This is a genomic window from Streptomyces pactum (assembly GCF_002005225.1).
GTDB lineage: Bacteria > Actinomycetota > Actinomycetes > Streptomycetales > Streptomycetaceae > Streptomyces > Streptomyces pactum_A.
The window spans coordinates 4,980,723-4,997,034 of sequence record NZ_CP019724.1; the positions used below are offsets into that span (position 1 = coordinate 4,980,723).

Here is a 16,312-nt window from a genome sequence, read left to right on the forward strand (position 1 = left end):
CATGGATGGGCAGGAGCCGCAGAACACTTCCGGAGGAGCTTCTGCTGCTGGCGTTGGACCCGACCACGGGTACCACCGCACAGCCGCAGTCGCTCGACCTCGGTCTGGCCGGAGCACAGCTGGTGGAGCTGGCGCTGGCCGGACGGATAGCCCCAGACGGGGATCGTATCGCCGTGGTGGCACCACGGCCGACAGGAGATCCAACACTGGACTGCGCGTTGGAGTTGCTGCGAAGGCGTGGCGCTCCCGTACGGGCGGTCAACTGGATTGGCGGGCCCCGCCTGGGGCTGCGCCAGACCTACCTCTCGCATCTGGAGCGATGCGGCATGGTGCATGCCGTGGAGGGCCAGATGTGCGGGGTGCTGCCGACGACTCGCTATCAGGCGACGGACACGGCGATCAGCAGGGAGATCAAGGCCCGGCTGGACTCGGCGATCCGCACCGGCGTACCGCCGGACCCGCGGACCGCGGCGCTCGCCGCGCTGGCCCACGCGGTCGGCCTCGGCAAGCACCTCTACCCAGGCAACGAAGGGCGCTCGTCGCGGTCCCGGCTGCGGGACCTCATCAGGCACGACCCCATGGGCGGACTGGTGGCGCACGCGGTGATGGACGTCCAGAACGGCGCGGCGGCCCAGCCGCGCCGCAATCCGGCCCCGGCCGGCCGCCAGGCCGCGGGACCGGGAGCCAGGCCCGCCCCGGAACCCGCCCGCGGTGTTCCGGCGCAACCGCGCCACGGATCCATGGCGCGTGCGGTGGCCCACTGAGCCGCACCCCACCGCAGCACGTCACAGCGTTACCGCACCGCCGCACCGTCAGTCCCCTATGCCCGGTCACGGGAGCCGCAGGTCCGCGCGGGGCGACGGGACCGACCGCCCGTCCGGCATGCCCGGACGGCGGTACGGTCCCGACGCCCCGCGCGGCCATGTGTACGGGGGGGAACCCGAACTGGCGTGTACGCGGCGCATATCGACCGTTTGCCAGCGGTAGAAACCACCTTGGTGGCAGTCTGCTGAACAGCAGATACGCAAAGTGGCAAGCATGAGTCACGCAGCCGGAGGTGCACGTCCCGTGGCGTCCAATGTCAATCTCACCGTCAGGCGGCGCCGACTGGGCCAGGAGCTGCGCCGGCTCCGCGAGCTCAAAGGCATGACGGCCGAGGAGGTGGCGGAGCGGCTGCTGGTCTCGCAGTCGAAGATCAGCCGCCTGGAGAACGGCCGGCGCAGCATCAGCCAGCGTGACGTACGCGACCTGTGCGGGGTGTACGAGGTCGAGGACCAGCGGATCGTCGACTCGCTGATGCAGATGGCGAAGGACTCGCGGCAGCAGGGCTGGTGGCACGCCTTCGGGGACATCCCGTACAGCGTCTACATCGGCCTGGAGACCGACGCGGAGTCGCTGCGGACCTACGAACCCCAGATCATCACCGGCCTGTTGCAGACCCGCTCGTACGCCGAGGCACTCATCCAGGGTGCCCTGCCCGAGACGTCCGTCGCCGACATCGAGAAACGGGTCCAGGTCCGCATACGGCGCCAGGAACGCATCTCCGCCGACACCAACCCGCTGCGGCTGTGGGTGGTCCTCGACGAGGCGTGCCTGCGCCGGGTGGTGGGCAGCCGGCAGGTGATGCGCGAGCAGTTGGAGCACGTCGCCGAGATGTCGCAGCTTCCGCACATCACCGTGCAGGTGCTGCCGTTCGACGTCGGGGCGCACCCCGGCATCAACGGCCAGTACTCGATCCTGGAGTTCGCCGACGCCGCCGACTCGAGCGTCGTGTACATCGAGGGCGTGACCAGCGACCTGTACCTGGAGAAGGCGCAGGATGTGCAGAAGTACACGGTGATGTACGAGCACCTGCGGGCGCAGGCCCTGAACGTGGAGCAGTCACGGCAGCGCATCGAGGACGTGGCGAAGGAGTACGCCCGCTGACGTGGCGGCGGATCTTACACCCCTAGTGCGCGGTACTGGAAGAGTCGCCTGGAATATGCCATCCGGTCGGGTGAATGGCTGCTCCGATCGGCGAGGTCAGCGAGTAGCGTCGATCACGCCAAAGATCAAGCGTCATTGGCGTAAACCGCACTCAGCAACTCGCCATCGGAGCAGACATGGCAATTCTTCAGGGCGCCCAGGAATCGTGGACCAAGTCCTCCCACTCCGGAGGAAACGGCGCGTGCGTCGAGGTCAAGTCACCGGTCGTGGCGGCACTCGCCGTCCGCGACTCCAAGGTCCCCGGGGGGCCGACGCTGGCCTTCCCCGCCGACGCGTGGAACGCCTTCGTGACCTCGGTCAAGGAGTAACCGCTCCACGCGCCGTCCACCAGCACGGCCGACGGAGCCCTCTCGACCAGTTCGCCGACCTTGCCGAGAGGGCTCTGCTCAGTTCGGCTCCGGCCCTTCGCCGGCTCCGCTCACGGGGAAGGCGATGTCGCACACCGGGTCCTCGGGGCCCGACGCCTCCCAGTCGGCGAAGTACACCTCACGGCACGGACCCGTCACCGTCCAACCCCGGGCGGCGACCCACTCCTCCACCGCCTCGAAGGCGGCCAGGATCTGCGGATGGGCCACCTGCGCCTTGGTGATGCGGGTGTAGGCCAGCCGCCGGGCCGGCTCCACCCGCACCCGCGACTGCCAAGCCCGCCCCCGCTCCCGGCTCCACGCCCGGGCCGCCGCCTCGTCGGCGACCGGCACGCACGACTCCGCCGGTCCGTCGCTCTCCATCGACACCTCGGCGTGGTAGACGACGAACGGCGCCGCCGTCACACCCCCGCACTCCCGGGCCGCCTCCTCCAACCGTCCCAGCGAGGCACCGATCCACGCCGGCAGCTCCCCCGCCAGCGTGTGCCGGGTCTCGCTGATCACCACCTGCTCGGGCACGTCCACCGTCTCGACCGCGAACTTTCCGTACACCTCGGAGCTCCTCCCCGAAAGACGTCCACGGAGGTAGCCGGCGAGCGTCCGCTGCCCGGCCACCCGGGCCTCCACTCCCGCCCAGTAGGCGTCGAGCAGACCGGCGGCCTCGGGCCCGTCCGCGTGGACCACGTCCGCGACCTTCGCGAGCGGCATGTCGAGCTGCCGCAGCAGCGCCACGAGCCGGGCTCGCTCGGCCTGGCCGGGGCGGTAGTAGCGGTAGCCGGTCGCCTCGTCCACCTGGTCGGGCACGAGCAGGCCCATACGGTCGTACAGCCTGAGGGCCTTGGCCGACAGCCGGGCCCGCGCGGCGAACGCCCCGATGGTCAGCAACTCGTCGTCGCGTGCATCGTCCACGTCGTCATCCTCCGTCACCGGGCGGCCTGTTCCGCCCGGCGACGACGACGCTGCGGCCTGCCCCGGGGGCAAGGTCAACCGGCCGGAGCGGGGTCAGCCCGCCAGCCGCTCCTCCACGGCCGCCACGACCTCGGCCGACTCGGGCTCGGTCTGCGGCGAGAACCGGGCGGCGACCTTGCCGTCCCGCCCGATCAGGAACTTCTCGAAGTTCCAGCGGACGTCCCCGCTGTGCCCCTCGGCGTCGGGGAAGCCGGTCAGCCGGTCGTACAACGGGTGCCGGTCCTCCCCGTTGACGTCCACCTTCTCGGTCATCGGGAAGGTGACGCCGTACGTCGCCGAGCAGAACTCGGCGATCTCGTCGGCGCTGCCCGGCTCCTGACCCATGAACTGGTTGCACGGCACGCCGAGCACGGTGAAGCCCTGCTCCGCGTACCTCTCGTGCAGCCGCTCCAGGCCGGCGTACTGCGGGGTGAGCCCGCACTTGGAGGCCACGTTGACCACCAGTACGACCCGGCCCGCGTACCGGGCGAGGTCGGCGGACCCGCCCTGGAGGGCGCCGATCCGGACGTCGAGGGGAAGGCCTTCGCTGTGCTGCGCGTTCTGTGAGGTCGTCATGAGCGGATGCTAGCCCCGCCGCGAGTTCCGCCGGCCGGCGCGTCGCCGGGCCTCGATTGGGTTAAGGACCGCTCGGGAACTCCTGCGCGATCAAACCGTTGCATAGTCTAAGAGACTGGGGAGGGACGCCTGGGAACAGGGAGAGGGCGGCTCTTGAGCGCTGCGACACCGGAGTAGTCATGACCGTGAAGAAGTCGCCATCCAGTTCCGTGATGCTGTCCTGGATGCCCGTGGCGGCCATGGCCGTGGTCGCCTTCGTGGACATCACGGCCGGGCCGGATGTCGGACTCCTGCCCCTGGTGTCGCTGGGACCGGCCTTCGCCGGCCTGGTCGGCGGCTGGCGGCGTACGGCGGTGATCGGACTCGTCGCGACGCTGCTCTGCGTGGGCCTCGGCCTGTACAACGGGCTCTTCGACCGCCCCCGCGGCTTCACCGCCATGGCGTCGGTGGCCGGCGTGACCGGTGTCGGGATCGCGGCGGCGGTGATGCGCTCCCGCCGGGAGGCGGAACTGGCCAGCGTGCGGTCGATCGCGGAGGCGGCCCAGCGGGTCCTGCTGCGCCCGGTACCGCTGACCGCGGGCCCGCTGCACGCGGCCGTCTCGTACACCTCGGCGCTCGCCGAGGCCCGGATCGGCGGCGACCTGTACGAGGTGGTGGCCTCCCCGCACGGCGTCCGGGTGATCGTGGGCGACGTGCAGGGCAAGGGCCTGGCCGCGGTGGAGACCGCGGCCAGGGTCCTCGGTGCCTTCCGCGAGGCGGCGTACGACGAGAAGGACCTGGTCAAACTCGGCGAGCGGCTGGAACGCAGCGTCGCCCGCGAGCTGGAGGACGAAAAGTTCGTGACCGCGATCCTCGCCGAGATCGGCTACGACCACCAGGTCGTCCTCCTCAACTACGGCCACCCGGCCCCGATGATCGTCCACCCCGACGGCAGCGCCGACTTCCCGGACCCCCCCTCCTACGCCCTCCCGCTGGGCCTGGCCGCACACGGCGGGCCCGGCCCGGAGCCGTTCCCGGTGCCCTTCACCCCCGGCGACCAGCTACTCCTCTACACCGACGGCGTCACGGAGGCCCGGGACGAGGACGGCGGCTTCTACCCGCTCGCCGAACGCGCCGACCTCCTGAGGGACTCCGACGTCCACCGCGCCCTGGACGCCCTGCGCGAGGACCTGGTGCGGCACGCGGCGGGACCGCACCACGACGACGCCGCGATGCTGCTGCTGCGGTACCAGGGCCATGGCGGCGGCCAGGAAGCGGCCGGCCCGGCGTGAGCCGACGCGCGCCGCGCTCAGACCCGGCGCGCGCCCGCGGACGCCATGCCGAGCCAGGTGTGCGGGTTGCCCGCCCAGCACCAGCCGAGCTTCGGGGCCTTCCGGCTGATCCAGATCGCCGGCACGCGGCGGTCGCCGGACCGTGAACCGCCCAGCGAGAAGCACTTGTTCTTGACCAGGATCCGCGGCGCGTGCGTCATCAGCGCGACGCCCTCCTCGATGGTGAGCAGACTGCGGCCCCGCTCGGCGACGGCGGCCATCGCGTCGTTGGGTACGACCCCGCAGAACTCCTCCCCGCGCTCGACGTCGAACAGCAGGTGGACACCGTCCCGGCCGGGCGGCTCGGCCTCCTCGGTGGCGACGAACCGTTCCAGGGACCCGGGCTCGAAGGTGCGGTCGACGAACCCGGGCAGTTTGCCGCCGTGCAGCGCGGTCAGCGGCATGGTCCGCTCGATCGGGGCGAGTGCGCGGGTGACGACCAGGACGAACGGCACCCGGCCGGTGGCGGCGGGATCGTACGGAGCGTCCGCCTCGTCCGGGGTACCCGCGTGGGCCACGGCCTCGGCGCGCAGGGGCGCCACCAGCTCGGCGAACTGCTCCTCCGTGCGCCCGGAGAGCGCGGGGTAGCCGAGCGCGTTGAGCGTGCGGACCTGCCGGTCGAACTCGGCGGCGGCGTCGAAGGCGGGGATGCCGGGTGTGCCGGGGGTGCTGGCGGTGCCGGGGGTGCTGGCGGTGCCGGGAGTGACGGCGGTGCTGGCGGTGCCAGGAGTGACGGAGGTGCCGGGGGTCTCGGGGCGGTGCGACTGATCGGTCAAGCGGGTTCCTTCCGTGGAGTTTCGCGCGGGCCGGGCGGAGGTGGTGGCGCGGGTGTCGGTCAGGAGAGCTCCTTCGTCGCGATGGCCTCGATGTCGGCCGGGCTGCCCGACATGATCGTGCGGACATGGCGGGTGACCAGCTCGACCGGCCAGTCCCACCACGCGGCCCGCTGGAGCCGCGCGACGTCGTCGGCGTCGTACCTGCCGCGGATGGGCCGGGCCGGGTTGCCGCCGACGATCGTGTACGGCGGGACGTCGCCGGTGACCACCGACCCCGCGGCGACGATCGCCCCGTCCCCGATGCGCACACCGGGCATGACGGTGGCGCCGTAGCCGAACCACACGTCGTTGCCGACGACCGTGTCGCCGCGGCTGGGCATGCCGGTGACGAGGTCGAGCGTGGCCTCGGCCCAGGCGCCGCCGAACATGGTGAACGGGAACGTCGACACCCCCATGGTCGGGTGCTCGGCCCCGGCCATCAGGAACCGGGTGCCGGAGGCGATCGCGCAGTACTTGCCGATGATCAGCTTCTCCGGCCCGTAGGCGTAGAGCACGTTGCGGGTCTCGAAGGCGGTGGCGTCGTCGGGATCGTCGTAGTAGGTGAAGTCGCCGACCTGGACGCGCTCGTCGGTGACGAGCGGCTTCAAAAGGACGACCCGCGGGTGCTGCGCGAGCGGGTGCAGGACGCCGGGGTCGGGAGCGACGCCGGGAACGGTCATGCGGAGACCTCGATTCTGGCCAGGGAGCCGGTTTCCAGTGCGCACCACACGGCGCCGCCGTGCCGGGCGATGCCGTGCGGTTCGCTGTCGGGGCGGGAGAGCGCGTACGAGGTGATGCGGCCGTCGACGGTGATCCGGCCGACTCGCCCGCCGCCCCACTCGGTGAACCACAGCGCCCCGTCGGGCCCGGCCGTGACCGCGTGCGGCCGGGCCGCGGGGTCGGGCAGGGGGTACTCGGTGATCTCGCCGTCCACGGTGATCCGGCCGATCCGCCCGGCGCCGATCTCGGTGAACCACAGCGCGCCGTCGGGCCCCGCGGCGATGCCCACCGGTGCGGCGCCCTCGGTCGGCAGGGGGTGGGCGGTGCCGCGGCCGTCGGTGGTGATCCGTCCGACGGCGTTCTGCTGGTTGAGGGTGCACCACAGTGCGCCGTCCGGGCCGGCCGCGAGGGCCGACGGGAAGGCACCGGGCGCCGGGTACTCGGTGATCTCGCCGTCCATGGTGACGCGGCCGACGCGGTCGGCGCCGGACAGCGTGAACCACATGGCCCCGTCCGGCCCGGCGACGATCCCGAACGGTCCCCCCTCGGGGGTCGGGGGCGCGAAGGAGGAGTAGGAGCCGTCGGGGGCGATACGGCCGATGCGGTGCGCCTGGTACTCGGTGAACCACATCGCCCCGTCCGGCCCCGGCGTGATCACGGTCGGCCCGGCCCCGACCGGGTGGACGGTGACACTCCCGTCGCCCGGGTCCCGGCGGGCCACGGCGCCCTGGTGGACGAGGGTGAACCAGAGGGCACCGTCCGGTCCTTCGGCGAGGGCGTAGGGGCCGGCGTCGGGGCCGCTGACGGTGAACTCCCGTACGGCGCCGGCGTCGGTGCCGGCGACGGACTCCGTGCCGGCGTCGGTCTCGGTGCCGGGCCCGGCGTCTGTGCCGGTGTCCGTCCCGGTCCCGGTCCCGGTGCCCGTCCCGGCGTCCGTATCGGGGTCCGTCCCGGTGTCGGCGAGTCGGCGCCCGACCTCCTCGAACAGTGCGGCGCCGTCCTCCTCGGAGAGGTGGAAGGCGTGCTTCATCCCCTCGTGGACGTGCAGGTCGACGCTCACCCCGGCCGCCTGTGCGGCCCGCGCGAACCGACGGGCGTCGTCCAGCAGCACCTCGTCCCCGCCGACCGCGACGAGCAGCGGCGGCAGCCCGCGCAGATCGCCGTACAGCGGCGACTGCGGCGCCTTCGTGGCGTCCGCCCCGGCGAGGTACTGGGCGCAGACGGACGTGAGGACGGTCCGGTCGATGACGTCCTTGCCGTCGTTGGCCGCCAGGGAGTCACCGGTGAGCGCCAGGTCGGTGACGGGCGAGACGACGACCGCGGCGCCGGGCCGGGGCCCGCCGCTCCGCTCGATCTCCAGCAGGGCGGACAGAACGAGCGTCGCTCCGGCCGACTCGCCGAAGAACGCCACGCGTGCGGCGGGCACGCCCCGCGCCAGCACGCCGCGCCAGGCGGCGAGGACGTCCTCCAGGGCGGCCGGATACGGATGGGCGGGCGCCAGCCGGTAGTCCACCCGCAGAACGGGGCGCCCGGTGGCCCGCGACAACCGGCGGGCGAGGGCCCGCTCGGCCTCAGGCACGGTGTGGGCGAACCCGCCACCGTGTACGTAGATGACGGCGCCGTCGCCGGTGCCGTTCCCCTCGATAAATTCGTTCATCGAGAGTAACTTTACGTAGAGGGCACTCTGACTGTCAACATAAAAATACTACGAAGGTAAGATTCTCCCCATGGACCCGAACACACCGGAGCTGGGTCTCCGCGCGACCAAGAAGCGCGAGACGCGGCAGTTGATCTCCGACCAGGCGACCAGACTCTTCATCGAGCAGGGCTTCGAGCGCACGACGATCGCGGAGATCGCCGACGCCGCGCGCGTCGCCAAGAAGACGGTGACGAACTACTTCCCGCGCAAGGAGGACCTGGCCCTCGACCACCAGGACCAGTTCGTCGCCGCCCTGGCCGGCACCGTGGCCGCGCGCGAACCGGGCGAGACGCCGCTGACGGCCCTGCGCCGTGCCTTCCTGGCGGCGGTGGAGGCCCAGGACCCGGTCGCGGGCTTCGCCGGCCCGGCCTTCACCCGCATGATCGCCGACAGTCCCACCCTCACCTCCTGCCTGCGGGGCCTCCACGATCGGCGCGAGGACGCGCTGACCGCGGCGCTGGCCGAATCGACGGCCACCCCACCCGACGACATCACGCCCCGCACGGCCGCGGCGCTGCTGGGCGGAGTCCACCGCGTCCTGTTCAACCGCATCCAGGAACTGACGCTGGCCGGCCGCACGAACCCGGAGATCGCGGAGGTGCTGACGCGGGAGGCGCCACGCGCCTTCGACCTGCTGGCACCGGCCCTGGCGGAGTACGGCCGCTCCTGAGCCGGAGCCGCGGAACGTGCCGCCGGCCTCTCAGTCGGGCCGCAGCGCCCTGACGACCGCGACGGCCCGGTCCAGCAGGTCGACGGGGCAGCCCCAGTAGTCGTAGATGCCGCCGCGGGCGCGGTTGCTGCCGCAGATGACGAACACGCCGGTCCCCAGCTCGGCCTTGAGGTGGGTGGCCAGCCAGCCGACGAAGCCGCTGTTGTCCGCCTGGCCGGCGAAGTGGAAGGAGAAGATCCCGAAACGTTCGACGCCGTCGCCCTCCCGGGTGAGCGGAACCAGACGGCTCCAACTCTCCTGGTCGCGGACGACCGCCAGGGTGTCGCCGGTGAGCGCCGGCGGCTGGTCGGCCGGAGACTCCTCGAAACACCAGACACCGTCGTGGACGACGAGATCGGCCTCGGAAATCACCCGACGCAGCCGCTCCTCCGTCTGCTCCGCGGTCTCCACACTCACACTGACCATTCAGCGAGCCCCCTTGATCCGTGACGCCGTGATCCCGTCCCACTCGGGGACCACGGCGAACGCCTCCCCTGCCGGAACGAGGGTTCCTCACAGGGCAACTCTCGTCGCAACGCCCCGCTCTCCTCGTCTATTTCGAGTCGGCGGCGTCCGGAGCGCCGGGCCTCGGCGGAGCCCAGCGGAGGAGACCCGCGGCGGTGGAGACCCGCGGCGGTGGGGACAGCCTCAGGACGATTCCACTGGCCAGCAGGCGGGTCATGGCCGTGCCGCGCCGGAAGTATCGAGAGCGCTGATCGAACCCGTTCCCCCGAACTCACGAATCGAGGCCATGATGCCGCGCTCCTCGCCGGGAGTCACGTCCGTCGGCCACGCCCGCGCCTCGGCCGCGACGTGTGCGGTGCCCGATGCCCGCATGCCACCCGGGCCGGTACGTGTCGCGTTCGCGTTATGGGTGACGGCCGTTGCCGCCGGCGCCGTCGAGACGGTTCTGGCGGTGGGCAGGGTGGCGGCCGACGGCTCGGGTTCCGCGGCTGAGATCGCCGTGGGTCTCGCGGTGCGGCTGCCCGTCTTCGCCGGGGCGCTACTGGTCGCGCTCAGGATGCGCCGCGGCCACGGCTGGGCCCGGACCGTTCTGGCGCTGGGCCTCGGCGTGCTGGGTACGGCGTCGATGGTCGCCGAGCCGATCCACGCCCTGACTCAGGGCCGCACTCCCGGCGTGGTACTGGCTGAGGCCGGAGCGATGGACCTGGTCTTCGGGACCTCCCGGGTCGTACATGTGGCCGCCGTACTCACCGCCGTGGTGCTGATGTTCCTCCCGGCAGCCGACAGCTACTTCCGGCTCAGCCGCGCCGACCGCGCGCACGCCGGCCGCGCGCACGCCGACCGCGCTCGCTGATGTCGGAAGCGGCTGTCGAAGGCCCCGGAGAAGCCGACAGCATCCATGGTCGGTCCGGGGCCTTCTGCCTGGTTCCCCCGGCAGGATGCGAACCTGCGACACCCGCTTCGGGAGTTCACCCTGGGCGGGGCTGTGACCTGCTCATTTTTCTGGACTCGTGTGCCCTGAGTGTGCCCTCGCGGTGACGCTGGGCTTCCGCGACCACCGGCGTGCCGGACAGATCAACCCCCGCTCGCCGGAGTTCGTCGCGGGCCTGCTGGATCGTTTCGTGGTTCACGCCGGCGGTCAGCCCCGTCCCGTTTTCGTCGGCGCCCTCGAAACCGCTGTAGGCGGCCTCGTAGGCCCCGGCTTCCGCCGCGCGCCCGACCAGGTCGCGGACTTTCACGGCGATTTCGGCTCCACCTGCCACGGCGGCACTGCCGCCTTCGCAGAAGTCGTTCTGCACGTCCACCACGATCAGTGCCCGTCCCATGTTCCTGTCCTTCGGTGCGGCGTTCACGTTCTTCACGGATCTACTGCTCGCCTCCGGCCTTGGGCCTCGGCGTCACGTGGACGTACGCGAGGGCGGTGTTCAGGAGGTGGCGCAGTCGGGCCGGTGTCGGGGCGACGGCGGTGGCGATGAGGGCCTGGGGGCCGGCGAGGGGGGTCAGTACCGCGTATCCCTCTGCCGGGTCGTCGCCGATGACGTGCGGTTCCTGGGGCGTGTCCAGCTCCGGGTCGACCAGGAGGAGTTGTCCGGTGGCGTGGTGGCTTCCGAGGACGGCGGGGCCGTCCCATGCCGGTGCCGGGTCGCCGTAGGCGGTGTGCTGGTCGAGGAGCGGTCGTCCGCCGCGGCGGACGGTCAGGCGGGTGGTGAGGTGACCCGGCGGTTCTCCCGAGCGGCCCAGGAGCTGTTCTTCTCGCATGAGCAGGTGGGAGGTGGGGGCGAGGTCGACGGTGAACGTCTGGTGCAGGGTGCTGTTCCGGGTGCTGATCAGGGGCTCGGGCAGCCAGTGCAGGGTCGCGTGGTCGCCCACCCTGATCCGTAGGTCGTACGTGGCCGGGGCGGTGGTGGGGCCGCGCAGGGCGATGGTGGCGGCCGCGCTGGTCACCTCCAGCCGGGCGTGTGTCTCGGCGGTGATGTCGAGGGCGAGCCGGTCCCCGCCGAGCGGCCCGCTCATCGCGCCGAGTACGCAGACACGCGCCTGTTCTCCGCGGGCCCGTAGCCGGCGCAGGTGGAAGGGGCCGTCGCTGTGCAGCAGGGGGACCGTCGTGGCGCGGCCGTTGTGGGTGGCCCGGATTCGGGCGGTGGCGGCGACTGCGGACGGGTGCGCCGGGGCGGACTGGGCAGAGCGCCGGCCGTGTGGCCCGCCGTCGGCCCCGAGGGGTTCGCCGGCCGGCGCCGGGATCGCGGCCGGCGTCTGCGCGGTGGCGACGTTCACCGGGTGGTTCCGGCGGCGTACCAGGCGGCGAGGCAGCCGGTGACCCAGTCGGCGACCGGTTGGACGCCGTCGGTGGTGGTGAGGCTGGTGAAGGCGTACGGCAGGTCCTTGCGCTGCTTGCGGGTGTCGGCCCTCATGGTGTCCAGGTCGACGCCGACGTAGGGGGCGAGGTCGGTCTTGTTGACGACGAGGAGGTCGGCGGTGGTGATGCCGGGACCGCCCTTGCGCGGGATGTCGTCGCCGCTGGCCACGTCGATGACGAAGACCTGGGTGTCGACGAGCCCGCGGGAGAAGGTCGCGGTGAGGTTGTCCCCGCCGGACTCGATGAGGATCAGGTCGAGCGGGTGCAGGATCTGCTCCAGGTGCTCGACCGCTTCGAGGTTGGCGGAGATGTCGTCGCGGATGGCGGTGTGCGGACAGGCCCCGGTTTCCACGGCGGTGATCCGCTCCGGTGGCAGTACGGCCTCGCGGCGGAGGAAGGCGGCGTCCTCCTGGGTGTAGATGTCGTTGGTGACCACGGCGATGGAGAGCCGGTCGCGCAGGGTGCGGCACAGTGCGGCCACGGTCGCGGTCTTGCCCGAGCCGACGGGCCCGCCGAAGCCGATGCGCAGGGCCCGGCGGCTGCCGTCGGCGAGCAGCGGTTCGGCGCTGTGGGTGTGGCGGTGCGGCGTGGTCACGGGGTGGTCGAGATGCACAGGGATGCTCCAGGCAACGGTCAGGGCTGGTCAGGAAGCGAAGAGCCGGACGGCCCAGGCGGCGTGCTGTTCACCGGTGATGTCCAGCAGGGGAGCCGAGGCGGCGGGCAGGGCGGCGACCCCCTCCGTCGCCGTCCGCCCCGCCGCGTCGGTCGCGACGTCCGCGACGGCGTCGAGTTCGTCGGCGAGCCGCGCCAGGACGCCGGTGGCGTCGAACGGGTCGAGGCTCAGCAGGCGTACCGCGGCGGTCGCCGGACCGCCGACGCTCTCGTAGGCGGCGGCCTGGGCGGCGTCGAGTGGAGTGAGCCGGGCGGCACGGGCGGCGACGCCGAGCACGACCGGCTGGTGGGCGCCCTGGGGCCGGTGTCGGGCGAGGTGGTCGAGGTCGGTGCTGGGCCAGGTGGCCCGGGCCGCGCGCATCAGTTGACGGCCCAGGCGGCGTGCGATGCGGCGCAACGCCGGTACGGGGGTGCGGGTATCGGCGGCTTCGTCCAGGGCGAGGGCGTCGTAGCCGTCGGCGGCGGCTGCGGCGAGGCCGGCCGCGACCAGTCCGGCGGTGTGCAGCCGCCCCCGGCAGAACGCCTCCAGGCTCGCGGTGTCGTGGACACGGCCGGAGGCGATGGCGGCCTCCATCCCGCCGGAATGGGCGTGCCCGCCGGCGGGGAAGCGGCCGTCGGCCAGGACGAGCAGGGCAGTGCGGCTCATGGGACGGCGGGACCGCCTTTCGCGAGGAGGTGCCGGGGTCGGCCGGGTGGGCGGGCCACGACCCGACGGAACGCTCAGAACAGGAAGTAGCGCTGTGCCAGGGGAAGTTCGGTGGCGTAGTTGCGTCCGACTTCCTGTCCGTCGACCGTGGTGCGGACGTCGGAAGTGGTGGCGCCGCCGATGGTGACGTCGAAGGTGTCGGGGTCGATGTCGATCTTCGGGACCCCGTTGTTGTGGATCATGTCGGCCTTGGTGACCTCCCGTGTGGAGTGGATGGCGCGCAGGGGCTTGAGCAGCCCGGTCCGGGAGAGTTCACCGTCGAGGGCGGCCTCGGCCACGAAGTTGAAGGAGTTCGCCGCCGGGGCGCGGCCCTGGAAGCCCCAGACGGGGCGCGGGAGGTAGGGCTGCGGGGTGGGGATGGACGCGTTGGCGTCGCCGATCTGGGCGTAGGAGATCTGGCCGCCCTTGATGACCATGTGCGGCTTGACGCCGAAGAACTTCGGTTCCCACAACACCAGATCGGCGAGTTTGCCGGTCTCGACGGAGCCGACCTCGTGGTCGATGCCGTGGGTGATGGCCGGGTTGATCGTGTACTTGGCGACGTAGCGGCGGGCACGGAAGTTGTCCGCGTGCGCGTCGTCCTCGCGCAGGTGGCCGTAGCGGGACTTCATGACGTGCGCGGTCTGCCAGGTCCTCATGATCATCTCACCGATGCGGCCCATGGCCTGGGCGTCGGAGGACATCATCGAGATGGCGCCCATGTCGTGCAGCAGGTCCTCGGCGGCCATGGTGGAGGGCCGGATCCGGGAGTCGGCGAACGCCATGTCCGCGTCGACCTCCGGATTGAGGTGATGGCACACGATCATCATGTCGACGTGCTCCTTGACGGTGTTGACCGTGAGGGGCCGGGTCGGGTTCGTCGACGCGGGCAGCACGTTGGGTTTGCTCGCGAGGCTGATCATGTCGGGGGCGTGGCCGCCGCCGGCGCCCTCGATGTGGAAGATGTGCAGGCTGCGGTACTTGGCCTTCTTGGCCTTGCGGTCCTCCTTGGTCGCGGCGAAGGTGCTCTGGACGAAGCCGGCCTCGTTCAGCGAGTCGGCGTGCAGCGCGACCTGGACGCCGGTCTCGTCGCACACGGTCAGCGCGGCGTCGATCACCGCCGGGGTGGCACCCCAGTCCTCGTGGATCTTGAGGCCGAGGGCACCGGCCGTGACCTGGTCGTGCAGTGCCTTCCTCGAGACGGTGCTGCCCTTGGCGAGCAGGCCGATGTTCACCGGAAAGGCGTCCAGCGCTTCGAAGGTCCGCTGGATGTGCCACTTGCCGGGCGTGACGGTGGTGGCCGTGCTGCCCTCGGCCGGGCCGGTGCCGCCGCCGATCAGCGTCGTCACCCCCGATGCCACCGCCTCGTGGATCTGCTCCGGGCACAGGAAGTGCACATGGGTGTCGACGCCGCCCGCGGTCAGAATGCGGCCCTTACCAGAGATCACCTCCGTCTCGGGCCCCACGACGAAGGCCGACGCGCGCGGGTCGTCGTTGTCGGGCGGCGTCATGGTCTCCGGGTTGTACGCCTTGCCGACGGCCTGGATGCGGCCGTCGCGCAGCCCGACGTCGGCCTTGACCACCCCCCAGTGGTCCAGGATCAGCGCACCGGTGATCACGGTGTCCACCGGCTCGCGGGGGTCGTCACGGGGGATGTGTGACTGGCCCATCGACTCCCGGATCACCTTGCCGCCGCCGAAGACCATCTCGTCGCCGCTGCGCCCCGGGCCACCGCACCAGTCCGCGTCGATGCGCAGGACGAGACTGGTGTCGGCGAGCCGGACCCGATCGCCGGCGGTCGGGCCGTACAGGTCGGCGTAGCGGGAACGCGACAGCGGGTCCCAGGGCCTGTCCTTCTCAGCCTTGTCCGGCATCGAGGTGCTTCTCCTCTTCGCTCTTGTCGGCCTGGAGCCCGTGGACGATCCGCTCACCGGCGATCGGCACCAGCATCACGGTGCGCTTGTCACCGGGCTCGAACCGTTCGGAGGTGCCGGACGGGATGTGCAGCCGCATTCCGTGGGCCGCCTCACGGCGGAACCTGAGTCCCTCGTTGGCCTCGGCGAAGTGGAAGTGGGATCCCACCTGGATCGGACGGTCCTTGGGGTTGCGCACGACCAGCGGCACGGGCGTCACGCCTTCGTTGAAGACCACCCGGTATTCGTCCTCGTCCGGCAGCAGTTCCGGCTTGCCGGGGTGGACGTCCACCTCGGTGGGCGCCTCGTCGAACGGATCGCTGATGGTCACCAGCTTCGTCCCGTCCGGGAACGTCGCCTCGACCTGGACGTTGTCGATCATCTCCGGCACGCCGTCCATGACCTCGCCACGCTGCAGCACATGGCGCCCGGACTCCATCACCGCGTCGACCGTCGCCCCGGCCCGTGCCTCCTCGAAGACATGCGCCGTCAACAGCGCCATGGCCTCGGGATAGTTCAACAGCAGACCGCGCTCACGCCGCCGCTGGGCGACGTCGGCCGCCACGTGGATCAACAGACGCTCCTGCTCGTGCGGAGTCAGATGCATGCCGATCCCCCTCTCCTGTTCGTCACTTCACCCGTGCGGCAAGCACCGGGGATCGGAAAGAAGATGCCGCCCTCGTATCTGCCGCAGACCGATCCTGGGAGAGGGGAGGAACGATGGGCAGCGAAACGGGCCGGTCGGCCCTGATGGAGTGAACCGGGGGCATAAGGCGCATGTAGGGCGCAACGCCCGCGTGCGGGGTGGAGAGGCATCGGCGGCTTCCGTGCGTACGCCTCACTGTCTTGCGCGCGGCGGAGGCGGCCTGCTGTCCGGGAGACCCGCTCGGATGTGCGCCGGGTCCGGCCCGCGACGTTGGCCATGGACACGTACGGTCACTTCTTCCCGGACCGCCTGGACGAGCAGGACCCGTGGTTCCCTCCGTTCGAGGGCGCCGACGAAGGGGCGAACCAGAGCGGCACACGCCTTCGATGCATGCTGTGAGTCGGCCGCATGCAGGCAGGCGGTGAGCTTGCGCGCGCCGTCTGTACG

General features: G+C 71.7%; 17 protein-coding genes and 2 pseudogenes. 6 read left to right on the top strand and 13 right to left on the bottom strand.

Going from position 1 to position 16,312, the window contains the following annotated elements; translation table 11 throughout:
• The first annotated feature begins 5 nt into the window (after positions 1-5).
• The 3 genes from B1H29_RS21220 to B1H29_RS21230 all read left to right on the top strand — a co-directional run bounded on the left by B1H29_RS21220 (position 6) and on the right by B1H29_RS21230 (position 2,294).
• Entirely contained in the window at positions 6-764 is a 759-nt protein-coding gene (locus B1H29_RS21220) for a GOLPH3/VPS74 family protein (protein WP_055417425.1), read from the top strand.
• A gap of 304 nt (positions 765-1,068) precedes the next feature.
• Entirely contained in the window at positions 1,069-1,926 is an 858-nt protein-coding gene (locus B1H29_RS21225) for a helix-turn-helix domain-containing protein (RefSeq protein WP_055417424.1), read from the top strand.
• 176 nt (positions 1,927-2,102) lie between these two features.
• The gene (locus tag B1H29_RS21230; protein ID WP_055417423.1) at positions 2,103-2,294 is read left to right on the top strand and encodes a DUF397 domain-containing protein; all 192 of its coding nucleotides are present in this window, start codon (positions 2,103-2,105) and stop codon (positions 2,292-2,294) included.
• A 78-nt stretch (positions 2,295-2,372) separates the two neighbouring features.
• On the opposite strand, the gene B1H29_RS21235 is transcribed toward B1H29_RS21230, so the two are convergent.
• Together B1H29_RS21235 and B1H29_RS21240 are read right to left on the bottom strand one after the other, a co-directional pair.
• A complete protein-coding gene (locus B1H29_RS21235) occupies positions 2,373-3,260 on the bottom strand; it encodes a MerR family transcriptional regulator (protein WP_234392969.1) in 888 nt (295 codons plus the stop codon).
• A gap of 93 nt (positions 3,261-3,353) precedes the next feature.
• A complete protein-coding gene (locus tag B1H29_RS21240) occupies positions 3,354-3,875 on the bottom strand; it encodes a glutathione peroxidase (protein ID WP_055417421.1) in 522 nt (173 codons plus the stop codon).
• 179 nt (positions 3,876-4,054) lie between these two features.
• On the opposite strand from B1H29_RS21240, the gene B1H29_RS21245 reads away from it, so the two are divergent.
• Positions 4,055-5,146, top strand: coding sequence for a PP2C family protein-serine/threonine phosphatase (locus tag B1H29_RS21245; RefSeq protein WP_055417420.1), 1,092 nt, complete (start codon positions 4,055-4,057; stop codon positions 5,144-5,146).
• 17 nt (positions 5,147-5,163) lie between these two features.
• Here the strand turns inward: B1H29_RS21245 and B1H29_RS21250 are convergent, their stop codons facing one another.
• The 4 genes and pseudogenes from B1H29_RS21250 to B1H29_RS39450 form a co-directional block, all read right to left on the bottom strand.
• Positions 5,164-5,835 carry a DUF5701 family protein gene (locus tag B1H29_RS21250; RefSeq protein WP_055417796.1) on the bottom strand — a complete coding sequence of 224 codons (672 nt, stop codon included), beginning with the start codon at positions 5,833-5,835 and terminating at the stop codon, positions 5,164-5,166.
• A 185-nt stretch (positions 5,836-6,020) separates the two neighbouring features.
• Positions 6,021-6,680, bottom strand: coding sequence for a CatB-related O-acetyltransferase (locus tag B1H29_RS21255; RefSeq protein ID WP_055417419.1), 660 nt, complete (start codon positions 6,678-6,680; stop codon positions 6,021-6,023).
• Positions 6,677-7,552, bottom strand: a pseudogene (locus B1H29_RS39445) (Vgb family protein); the annotation flags it as partial. The pseudogene B1H29_RS39445 and the gene B1H29_RS21255, both read right to left, overlap by 4 nt.
• Before the next feature lie 192 nt (positions 7,553-7,744).
• Positions 7,745-8,377, bottom strand: a pseudogene (locus B1H29_RS39450) (alpha/beta hydrolase); the annotation flags it as partial.
• Positions 8,378-8,447: 70 nt separating this feature from the next.
• On the opposite strand from B1H29_RS39450, the gene B1H29_RS21265 reads away from it, so the two are divergent.
• Complete coding sequence (locus B1H29_RS21265) at positions 8,448-9,089, top strand: TetR/AcrR family transcriptional regulator (protein WP_055417418.1); 642 nt, start codon at positions 8,448-8,450, stop codon at positions 9,087-9,089.
• Between the two features lie 30 nt (positions 9,090-9,119).
• On the opposite strand, the gene B1H29_RS21270 is transcribed toward B1H29_RS21265, so the two are convergent.
• Positions 9,120-9,554, bottom strand: a complete 435-nt coding sequence (locus tag B1H29_RS21270) for a DUF6196 family protein (RefSeq protein WP_055417417.1) — start codon at positions 9,552-9,554, stop codon at positions 9,120-9,122.
• A 448-nt stretch (positions 9,555-10,002) separates the two neighbouring features.
• Here B1H29_RS21270 and B1H29_RS21275 point away from each other — a divergent pair, with 448 nt between their 5' ends.
• Positions 10,003-10,446 (top strand): hypothetical protein, encoded by a 444-nt coding sequence (locus tag B1H29_RS21275; protein ID WP_055417416.1) that lies wholly within the window; start codon positions 10,003-10,005, stop codon positions 10,444-10,446.
• 115 nt (positions 10,447-10,561) lie between these two features.
• On the opposite strand, the gene B1H29_RS21280 is transcribed toward B1H29_RS21275, so the two are convergent.
• The 6 genes from B1H29_RS21280 to B1H29_RS21305 all read right to left on the bottom strand — a co-directional run bounded on the left by B1H29_RS21280 (position 10,562) and on the right by B1H29_RS21305 (position 15,826).
• Positions 10,562-10,918 carry a hypothetical protein gene (locus B1H29_RS21280; RefSeq protein ID WP_055417415.1) on the bottom strand — a complete coding sequence of 119 codons (357 nt, stop codon included), beginning with the start codon at positions 10,916-10,918 and terminating at the stop codon, positions 10,562-10,564.
• A 40-nt stretch (positions 10,919-10,958) separates the two neighbouring features.
• Positions 10,959-11,867, bottom strand: a complete 909-nt coding sequence (locus tag B1H29_RS21285; RefSeq protein WP_234392967.1) for an urease accessory protein UreD — start codon at positions 11,865-11,867, stop codon at positions 10,959-10,961.
• A complete protein-coding gene (gene ureG, locus B1H29_RS21290; protein WP_055417414.1) occupies positions 11,864-12,562 on the bottom strand; it encodes an urease accessory protein UreG in 699 nt (232 codons plus the stop codon). Before ureG ends, B1H29_RS21285 begins: the two co-directional genes overlap by 4 nt.
• Positions 12,563-12,592: 30 nt before the next feature.
• Entirely contained in the window at positions 12,593-13,267 is a 675-nt protein-coding gene (locus tag B1H29_RS21295; RefSeq protein ID WP_055417413.1) for an urease accessory protein UreF, read from the bottom strand.
• Between the two features lie 74 nt (positions 13,268-13,341).
• On the bottom strand, positions 13,342-15,180 hold the full coding sequence (locus B1H29_RS21300; protein ID WP_055417412.1) for an urease subunit alpha: 1,839 nt from the start codon (positions 15,178-15,180) through the stop codon (positions 13,342-13,344).
• Positions 15,164-15,826 (bottom strand): urease subunit gamma, encoded by a 663-nt coding sequence (locus B1H29_RS21305; RefSeq protein WP_055417411.1) that lies wholly within the window; start codon positions 15,824-15,826, stop codon positions 15,164-15,166. Before B1H29_RS21305 ends, B1H29_RS21300 begins: the two co-directional genes overlap by 17 nt.
• Positions 15,827-16,312 lie beyond the last annotated feature (486 nt).

What these genes read in the sequence shown, in the direction of transcription:
- B1H29_RS21220 (WP_055417425.1), top strand. Translation starts at nt 6, where the DNA reads ATGGGCAGGAGCCGCAGAACACTTCCGGAGGAGCTTCTGCTGCTGGCG.
- B1H29_RS21230 (WP_055417423.1), top strand. Translation starts at nt 2,103, where the DNA reads ATGGCAATTCTTCAGGGCGCCCAGGAATCGTGGACCAAGTCCTCCCAC.
- B1H29_RS21240 (WP_055417421.1), bottom strand. Translation starts at nt 3,875, where the DNA reads ATGACGACCTCACAGAACGCGCAGCACAGCGAAGGCCTTCCCCTCGAC.
- B1H29_RS21245 (WP_055417420.1), top strand. Translation starts at nt 4,055, where the DNA reads ATGACCGTGAAGAAGTCGCCATCCAGTTCCGTGATGCTGTCCTGGATG.
- B1H29_RS21255 (WP_055417419.1), bottom strand. Translation starts at nt 6,680, where the DNA reads ATGACCGTTCCCGGCGTCGCTCCCGACCCCGGCGTCCTGCACCCGCTC.
- B1H29_RS21265 (WP_055417418.1), top strand. Translation starts at nt 8,448, where the DNA reads ATGGACCCGAACACACCGGAGCTGGGTCTCCGCGCGACCAAGAAGCGC.
- B1H29_RS21270 (WP_055417417.1), bottom strand. Translation starts at nt 9,554, where the DNA reads ATGGTCAGTGTGAGTGTGGAGACCGCGGAGCAGACGGAGGAGCGGCTG.
- B1H29_RS21280 (WP_055417415.1), bottom strand. Translation starts at nt 10,918, where the DNA reads ATGGGACGGGCACTGATCGTGGTGGACGTGCAGAACGACTTCTGCGAA.
- B1H29_RS21295 (WP_055417413.1), bottom strand. Translation starts at nt 13,267, where the DNA reads ATGAGCCGCACTGCCCTGCTCGTCCTGGCCGACGGCCGCTTCCCCGCC.
- B1H29_RS21300 (WP_055417412.1), bottom strand. Translation starts at nt 15,180, where the DNA reads ATGCCGGACAAGGCTGAGAAGGACAGGCCCTGGGACCCGCTGTCGCGT.
- B1H29_RS21305 (WP_055417411.1), bottom strand. Translation starts at nt 15,826, where the DNA reads ATGCATCTGACTCCGCACGAGCAGGAGCGTCTGTTGATCCACGTGGCG.